This is a genomic window from Ectobacillus funiculus (assembly GCF_004138295.1).
GTDB classification, from domain to species: domain Bacteria; phylum Bacillota; class Bacilli; order Bacillales; family Bacillaceae_G; genus Ectobacillus; species Ectobacillus funiculus.
The window spans coordinates 1-7,842 of record NZ_SCFM01000100.1 but is presented as its reverse complement, the minus strand read 5'-3'; the positions used below and the strand labels follow the sequence as shown (position 1 = coordinate 7,842).

At 36.5% G+C, this 7,842-nt stretch carries 7 protein-coding genes; 1 reads left to right on the top strand and 6 read right to left on the bottom strand.

The genetic code is table 11. The features are described 5' to 3' along the window. The coding region (locus tag EP737_RS24740) for an RNA-guided endonuclease InsQ/TnpB family protein (protein WP_165350932.1) at positions 1-1,263 on the bottom strand (1,263 nt) is incomplete at its 3' end. Between the two features lie 274 nt (positions 1,264-1,537). Then, positions 1,538-1,765: a hypothetical protein gene (locus EP737_RS24735; protein WP_129732017.1), complete on the bottom strand. Its 228-nt coding sequence runs from the start codon at positions 1,763-1,765 to the stop codon at positions 1,538-1,540. 421 nt (positions 1,766-2,186) lie between these two features. On the opposite strand from EP737_RS24735, the gene EP737_RS24730 reads away from it, so the two are divergent. Continuing rightward, positions 2,187-2,492: a hypothetical protein gene (locus tag EP737_RS24730; RefSeq protein ID WP_129732015.1), complete on the top strand. Its 306-nt coding sequence runs from the start codon at positions 2,187-2,189 to the stop codon at positions 2,490-2,492. Positions 2,493-3,320: 828 nt separating this feature from the next. On the opposite strand, the gene EP737_RS24725 is transcribed toward EP737_RS24730, so the two are convergent. The 4 genes from EP737_RS24725 to EP737_RS24710 all read right to left on the bottom strand — a co-directional run bounded on the left by EP737_RS24725 (position 3,321) and on the right by EP737_RS24710 (position 7,548). Beyond that, positions 3,321-4,337 (bottom strand): DUF3231 family protein, encoded by a 1,017-nt coding sequence (locus EP737_RS24725; protein ID WP_129732013.1) that lies wholly within the window; start codon positions 4,335-4,337, stop codon positions 3,321-3,323. A gap of 376 nt (positions 4,338-4,713) precedes the next feature. Then, positions 4,714-5,658 (bottom strand): aldose 1-epimerase, encoded by a 945-nt coding sequence (locus EP737_RS24720; protein WP_165350931.1) that lies wholly within the window; start codon positions 5,656-5,658, stop codon positions 4,714-4,716. 166 nt (positions 5,659-5,824) lie between these two features. Further along, on the bottom strand, positions 5,825-6,481 hold the full coding sequence (locus EP737_RS24715) for an SGNH/GDSL hydrolase family protein (RefSeq protein ID WP_129732009.1): 657 nt from the start codon (positions 6,479-6,481) through the stop codon (positions 5,825-5,827). A 242-nt stretch (positions 6,482-6,723) separates the two neighbouring features. Beyond that, positions 6,724-7,548, bottom strand: coding sequence for a sugar phosphate isomerase/epimerase family protein (locus tag EP737_RS24710; RefSeq protein ID WP_129732007.1), 825 nt, complete (start codon positions 7,546-7,548; stop codon positions 6,724-6,726). Between the last annotated feature and the right edge of the window lie 294 nt (positions 7,549-7,842).

The window sequence follows — 7,842 nt, the reverse complement described above, 5'->3', positions numbered from 1 at the left end:
ATTATAATCTCTATCCGTTTTTGTACCACATTCGGTACATCTGTATATCCTTTCAGATAATGTAAGTTTATCTTTCTTATGTCCGCAACAATTACAGATTTTACTAGATGCGAAATATGTATCAGCAACAATATAATATTTGCCTTTTCTTTCACATTTGTATTTTAGTATCGTGCGAAATAGCCCAAATCCGTTGTCATGTAACTTTTTCCCTAAACGTAAGCATTGTGCCAAGTTCCGTAAGTCAATATCTTCTACCACAACAGCCTGATAATCATTGGTTATCTGATTCGTCATCTTGTGGAGGGTATCTCTTCTTTTATTTTTTACCTTTGCCATGACCTTTTGATATTTACGTACTTGTTTTTGATAATTCTTACTATATAGGATATTACCGTTTTCATCTGTTTTCGCATGGTTCTTCTTACGAGCAAGGGATTGATTCATACGCCGTTGACGGTTTTCCATGATCTTATGGTATCTTGTATAACCGGCAATGTGACCATTGCTATCTACATACAGTTGTTCCTGACTATAATCTAAACCTATTACATCATCAGGAGATAGATCCTCTTGAGGTTGAGGTACCTGGAACGGATAATCGATGGACAAGGAGACCATATATCGGGTTCCCTCACGCTTTACCGTCGCCTTTTTAATTACACCATCAATTGGAACATCTCGATGTAGAATCATAGAAATTCCTTCTTTGAATTTCGGAATACATAAAAAACATTCTCCGTTTTCTTGCCTTATTTTTATATTTCCGTTTGTTTGGTTTGTCGTGTAGCTTAACTTACCTTGCTTTTTACTATGGAATTTAGGCACACCTTTGATGTCTCGAAAAGTAGGAATATAACCCATGGTTTTCATTTTTTTACGTACAGACTTTTTATACTGCATAGGCTTTTTTGCATATTCCTCATTGTATTTCTGAATCGCTGCTTGGAACCTCATTTTTGCATCATTGTAGACAAAAGAATCATTGCTTTTATCTAAATAATCGTACTGAGCGGTAATCGTTGTGTAGGAAGGAATCTTATAACGAATAAAACCACCTGCAAATCCAATCCCTTCTAAATGCTCATACAAACCAGCTATATATGCATTGTAAACCTTTCTCTCACACCCAAACGCTCGTTCTAGACGCATTGCTTGTTCTTCAGTAGGAACAATAGAAAAACGAAAACCAGAAGTGATCCAACCATCTGGTAAAGATTTTTTTGTTCCTTTAATATGAGTTCCATCTTCCCTAGCTGCCACTTTTAACACCTCCTTCCATATCTTTCTAAATCCATTATAACGAACATATGTTCAGTTTTCAATCATCAAATAGAAAGAAAAGAAAAAATAGGCTTACGCCTACTGAAAATTCATCCCCCACCTACTCATTTGAGCTACGCCCTTCGCATTCCTTGAGGAAGGGGACTTCTTTTCAGAAAATCTGTTAAAGTTTTTTTCTCGTTCATTTGTATCTCTCCTCTTTAGCAAACCCCTCTTGTTCTCTGAAGGAGGACTTCAGGGAACAGCGGATGGATTATTGTTTTAATCTGTGAATATAAATCTTCCCAACAAAAAAGCTAATGATCCAACCTATCAACAAGGGAAGCATTGATCCGCTTTGCATATAATAACCATTTACGTTATCAATTTCTTCGTATCGGTACATGAACATAGGAATAGTAAACATATGACCAATGCAGTAAATTAATAGGGAAATCAAAACAAATGATAAGAATGAAACGATAAACTTTTTGGAGACCATTATGAACACCTCCCTCCAAAGATTCTTGTCACATATTTTTTACTAACTATCTCTTAATTTCCTAATTGTACCACTAGAGGAAATTTTTTGTTTAGATTTTTGGATGCACACTGTATTCATGTGAAGTTAACATAACGTGTCATTACCAGAAGTGGGATTCCCTAAGAAATCCGCGCCAATACTGGGGTTCTATCCATATCCGAACATTATCAAATATGCAGGATTTTATGCAATACCCTGGCGGTGCGGCTTTTGATCTCCCGATCTTTTTACAAGTCTCTCTACTTTTTGCATAAAATTCTACATATCATTTTCCTTCTTAATATTGCTTCGAAATAAAGTTTGATCATTTTCTACGTGTGTTTGCTCTACAATCGAGCCTTATCGTTAAAAGTCGTTATTGAAGAATGGCAGTTTAGTTATGTGGAATCAACTTGAAGATACTATTATAAAAGAAAAGATTGAAAATGAATTATTACCGCAAGCATCTACTGTCGTTTCTGCAGTAAATGGTAACTTTGCTCAAGCTAAGCACCCTAAGATTGCATTTGCTGAGCTACAATTTGAATGGGCAACTGGAGCTTGGTTTTCTCATGTAATTTGGGAAGACGATGACAATGCAAATCTAGCAAAAGAAGAAATTTTAAGCAAATGGTTCAATACCTTGAGTGCTGAAATTAAAGTCCAACCATTAGACAGTGATACCAAACTTTCATGGTATCCTTAAAGTCTACTTTAAAAGGAACAGACAGTTAAGTGACATAAAAGTTGGTTCATTGTATTCAAAAGAGATTTATGGAATAATTGATGTGGGTGTATTTATTCCCTAAATATCAATATTCCGTGCTAAAACCGGAGAATCATGGAGTTGCATTTTCAGATGCCTTTCCTAAAGAAATCTCTGAATCTATTTCTTTGTCCCATCCGTCATAAAATACTAAAAAATAGCCAGCTCCATGTCAGAGCAAAGGCTATTTTTTTGAAGTTTCCTCAACGTAGTGTAACTACATCTAATTGTTTAATAATAATTCAGTCATAACTCCTCTACAATTTTCCACGACTATTCCTCCATCAAATTTTCTTCATCGGATTTCGTGGATAGTATTTCTTTTTTCAAAAAAACTAAAATTGAATGTACCCCTAAGTTGGTTGCCCTTTCTAATCACTTATGTCACCTAAGAAAAAAGCAGATTGTATCGTACATATACAATCTGCTTTCATTTATTTATTGCATTTCATTCTTCAAGATACTATTTCTAGATCCATAAAAACGATAAAAGATTAAACCAATCACCAGCCAAATGCCGAAGGATAACTAAGTAATCCACTGTAAGTTAAAAATTAAATACAGGCACAAGATGAATGATGCCGCGTTAACTTAATAAGAATTTCTTTCCTTGAAACAATGCATTCTTTAAGTTCAGTAAAAAGCAACTAAACAAGTCTATTGTTACCTTACAATACTTATTAAAGCTTAACTACTTTCGTTTACACAATGAGAAAAAACGCTGACAGTTTAGCACCGCCCCCGTTAATCTAAGTAAACTATTACTTTTTAATCTGAATTTAACAACTTCTTCCTATTTGTCACGAGGGGAGGTTGTTCGAGCCACTTCTTTTCAACCACTATATCAAAGGTGTCCTTAGAGTAAAGCATAACTTCCGCTATGATTTTGCTATATTGTGCTGTAAGGTCTGTTCTCATTGAGACTGACATAGCATGCGATATTAAACTGATGTCTACAGAATTCAATACATTAATCATTGAAAAAATCAGTTTATCTGAAAATAGTGATAAAGTTGAATCTGTTACTTCCATCCCAACAGGTACCGTACCGAGTAGGTCTTCTTCCATCATCAAATTGTTGAAAAATTTGATTTGTTGTTCACTGAGAGTTTTCCCTCTTATTACGTGATTCTTTAGTTTCTTATCCTTTATTACTTGAGCAAATCCTAGCATGACAAGAACAGAGAAATAATTTCTCTCAATGTTAAAGAATATCTCGGACAATTCAATAGCATTTAGTGGGCGTTTTTTTCCAACTATCCCGGTTAAAAAAGAACCTTTTTGAACAAATTCGATTTCCTTTGGATATTCCATTTTAGGTGGTCGGTCATAAATTCCTTTTGACAACATCATCCTCACTACTTTGCCAAACATTTCTGTCGATGTATGTATGCATTCTGTAAAGAAGTCAAGTACATCAAGCCGAACGTTATTAGAAGCAGTATAACTAAAATTGATCATTGCAAGTCGATTCATCATGTAAATATAACTTAATGAAAAAATATCATGAAATAGTGGAGGGGCAGACAAATTTACATCAGCTTCTGCAAAGCCTCTAGGCACCGGGAAATTTTCTTTTATGAAGATTTGTTTAATTTTATCTAATCTGCCTTCAGAGATTTCTAATGCCATTTTAGTAAGTGGTTTGATTTCTTCATCTTGAAGATGGTGCATAAAATATGTTAGGAATCTAATGTTCATACTTTCTTGAATAAAAATTCCCCACAGTCCGCCTATTTCAGTGCATGTCAATTCAATATTGACTTGTTTTTCGTTTGGTTTCAAAAACTGATCCCTCCATTATTTTTTAGTTTTATTATTTCAAGATACACAAATATCTAATCTAAAATTTTTAATGGTATGGAGGAGAAATACAAGTATAAACAAGATTTATATCATTATGAAATTTGCTCTTTCAATACTTCTTCTTATTGAGCTAAACTTCCAGTTAGTGGAACAAGAAAAAGGAGCCGGAACTACCGAATTGTAACTCTGACGCCAATAATCCCAAAAAACGGGTTCACATTTCACAACTAACAATTGGAGGTGCGGTTCAAAAAAGTCGGCTTGACAACCGACTTTTTCAACACCATGATTCAAGGGACTAAATCAAGGTAGTTTACGGAATAGTGAAATTCCCTAGCTCCGCTATCCATTTTGTTTAAAAATGTTCTATATGAATTTGTGTTGTAAAGATCTTCTCTTGATTAGGCTTCAATCCATAAAGCCCCGTGATTTCTTCCGATAAAGGAATATTCGGGGCATTGGTCACCCATGAATACGGCTCTATAGCAAGAAGATCTTCCTGCCCTCCGGCAGTAAATAGAACCCAATGTCTAAAACCGCTTACAGCCTCATATGTAACCTTTAAGCCTAAAGCAGGGTGCTCCATAACAGCCTTGTGATTATCTGTTAGTGGGTAAACATCATCTAAAGCAAGCCCTTTCAACTTCATGCCGTTTTTCAATTCTTCTTTGTATGGAACATCTAATAGCCGTCCTGTTGGCAAATTTCTGTTATTCAATTCCCAATACATGTTCAAGTCCATGTAAAGCTTAGCACTCTCCATCGGGAAATTGAAGGTTGTATGATAGCCGACACCTACAGGCATTACCTCGCTGCTTTTGTTGATGACTTTTAAAGTCTGTGTAACACCTCTCTCTGTCAAATGAACAGTCATCTCTAATACAAATGCATGTGGAAATTGCCGTAAAATGTCTGGATGGTCACTGGAGCCAAATATCGTAGTGAGTGTATCATGTCTATCATCTATCCTGCTCACCGTCCACTTTTTGTTATGAACCCATCCGTGAATATGCACATTCTCTTTTGGTCTGTTCATATCCAACATGTACGTCCGGTTATCGAACTGAAACACAGCATCTTCTATCCGATTTGGCGGAAATAACACAGGTGTTCCGTATAACATTCTGCGGCCGTCATACTCTTCTTTTGTTTTTGGAACCCTTAGCAGTTCCACTCCTTTCTTTTTATCGAAAAGAGAAATTAGGTTACTGCCTTCCTCTGGAAGAATGATGGCTTTAAAACACTCATTTTCTATTTCATATGCAATTCCTTCTAGAAACTCAATTTGTTGAATACCCAAAATTTTCCCTCCTGCTCTTCTACAAACTATAAAAAAACTAACTACCACCCTAAAAAATACTGTCTTTTCCAATAATTCAGCTAAAAGGATAACGTATTCCCCGTATAAAGGATATGGTTAAAATATCTCGACGGGTATGCGACTGTACCCCAATCATAAGACTCGGTCACATTTTATTCCAATCAAATCCAATCTTCCTCAAGAAGGCTCTCGCCAGCACCATATGACCGGCAACACTTGGATGGACACGGTCCCATGCTAATGTTGCCGGGTAGAGTTGCTCTAACACTACATTAAACGAAGCTTGTGTATCTATGAAGATACAGTCCATTTCTTCGGCGATGCGTCTTACAACTGCCCCATACTGATCCATTGTCTGACGCATTGCATCATGTTCATTACTTTCTAAATAAAAAGGGGTCATCAATACAATCCCATTAACAAACGATTTTGTCTCTTTAATCAGCTTCCGTAGCGTCTCCTCATATTCATCCAAATACACATGCTGATCCTTAATAAACGGAAGATCGTACTGCCGCCACACATCGTTTGTACCAATCATAATCGCTAACCAGTCTGGGTTCTGATTAAGCACATCCTCTTGCCATCTTTTCTTTAAATCCCGAACTGTATTTCCGCTCATCCCTTTATTGACGACTCGAATCCCCACTTCCGGATAAACGGACTGCAGGAGCCCGTCGATGAAGGATACATATCCTTTACCTAGCGCACCAAACAAACCCTCTCCTTCCGGCTTCACTCGTTCACAATCCGTAATCGAATCTCCAATAAATAAAAGTTTTTGATCCTTATTTAATAACATGGTTTATATCTCCTTCTCAAAACTCCCCATTATGTAAATGAGCCTTCCATATATAACCATTATGGAACATACGTTTCTACAATACAATACTTTAGGCCGCGTCTAACCGAAATTCATCCCTTCCTTATCTCCGGGCGAAGACATAGGCGTAGTTGCATTGATACTGTATTCTTAAAATTTCCAACTACGTCGAATTTGCTTCCGGCTGGAAATTTATACTTTCCTATAGTGTAAGTAAACGCTTAAATTCTAGCAAAAGAGCTTTTCATAAACTCTATGTACTGTTTAAAAGCAATTTCCGGCTCTTCGATTTCAGGGCACCATTTTTTCTCCCACTCCAGGGTAAAATAGCCGTCATAGCCTTTCTCCACTAATAGCTGCAGCATTTGCTGCAAAGGAACATCCCCTTCTCCAAGCAAACAAAGCTGGTAACCCCGATCTGTATCTTTCTTCATATACGAATCCTTCCAGTGAGTATATTTGATCCGTTTTCCTAAAGTGTCCCATGTTAGAACAGGATCCTCACCCGCTGTTCTAAAAGGATGATGGACGTCCCATAACACGTGCAGATAATCAGAATTGACCCTTTCAACAACTTCTGCAATGTGTTCGCAATTTGTCCAATCATCATGTGTTTCAAGCACGAGACTTACATTGAAGGCCTCAGCTATTTTCAGCATTTCCACTAGATTTTCAACTACAATTTCAACTGCCTTGCTTCGCCCTACGTCTATAATCGGTCCGCCAAAAACCCGTATATACGGTGTGTTAAAATATTGGCATAGCTGCGCATAGCTCCTTAATTCATGTAAGTACTGCCCCAACTCCTCATGTGATGTGGTAAATAATTGTATCGAGCTCGAAAAACATGGTATTTCTAAGGATGCATCTTGAAATTTTTGTACCGTTTCTTTTATATTAGTTGAGAACGCGGGGAATGTAAAAATATTAAGCTCTCCTAAATATCCTCGAAAATCTACACCATGATACCCATTTTCAACTGCATTTGAAATAATGGTATCTAAATCCCATTCCGGACATCCTAACGTTGAAAAAGCTAGCTTCATTGCTTTCCTCCCCTACTACAGAAATACGTAATAAAAACCTTATATTTTCAACTCAAAATCTCTTACATATATTGTTAGATTGAATAACCTACGACTAAAAAATAATAGAGTAAGAGGATTAGTAAAAACTACCCCGTATCACTATTAACGGGATACGGGGTAACTTTGATTTCTACTTCTCCACCAATTATGATGTTCTATCCTGATGAGAACGTAACATACTCTTAAAAATTTCTCTTCTTAGCCTTTTACTCCACCTAACGCAATTCCTTCAATAACTTGTTTTTGACCAAT

Excerpts from the sequence above, each read along its gene's own strand:
- EP737_RS24735 (WP_129732017.1), bottom strand. The coding sequence starts at position 1,765 with ATGGTCTCCAAAAAGTTTATCGTTTCATTCTTATCATTTGTTTTGATT.
- EP737_RS24730 (WP_129732015.1), top strand. The coding sequence starts at position 2,187 with ATGTGGAATCAACTTGAAGATACTATTATAAAAGAAAAGATTGAAAAT.
- EP737_RS24715 (WP_129732009.1), bottom strand. The coding sequence starts at position 6,481 with ATGTTATTAAATAAGGATCAAAAACTTTTATTTATTGGAGATTCGATT.
- EP737_RS24710 (WP_129732007.1), bottom strand. The coding sequence starts at position 7,548 with ATGAAGCTAGCTTTTTCAACGTTAGGATGTCCGGAATGGGATTTAGAT.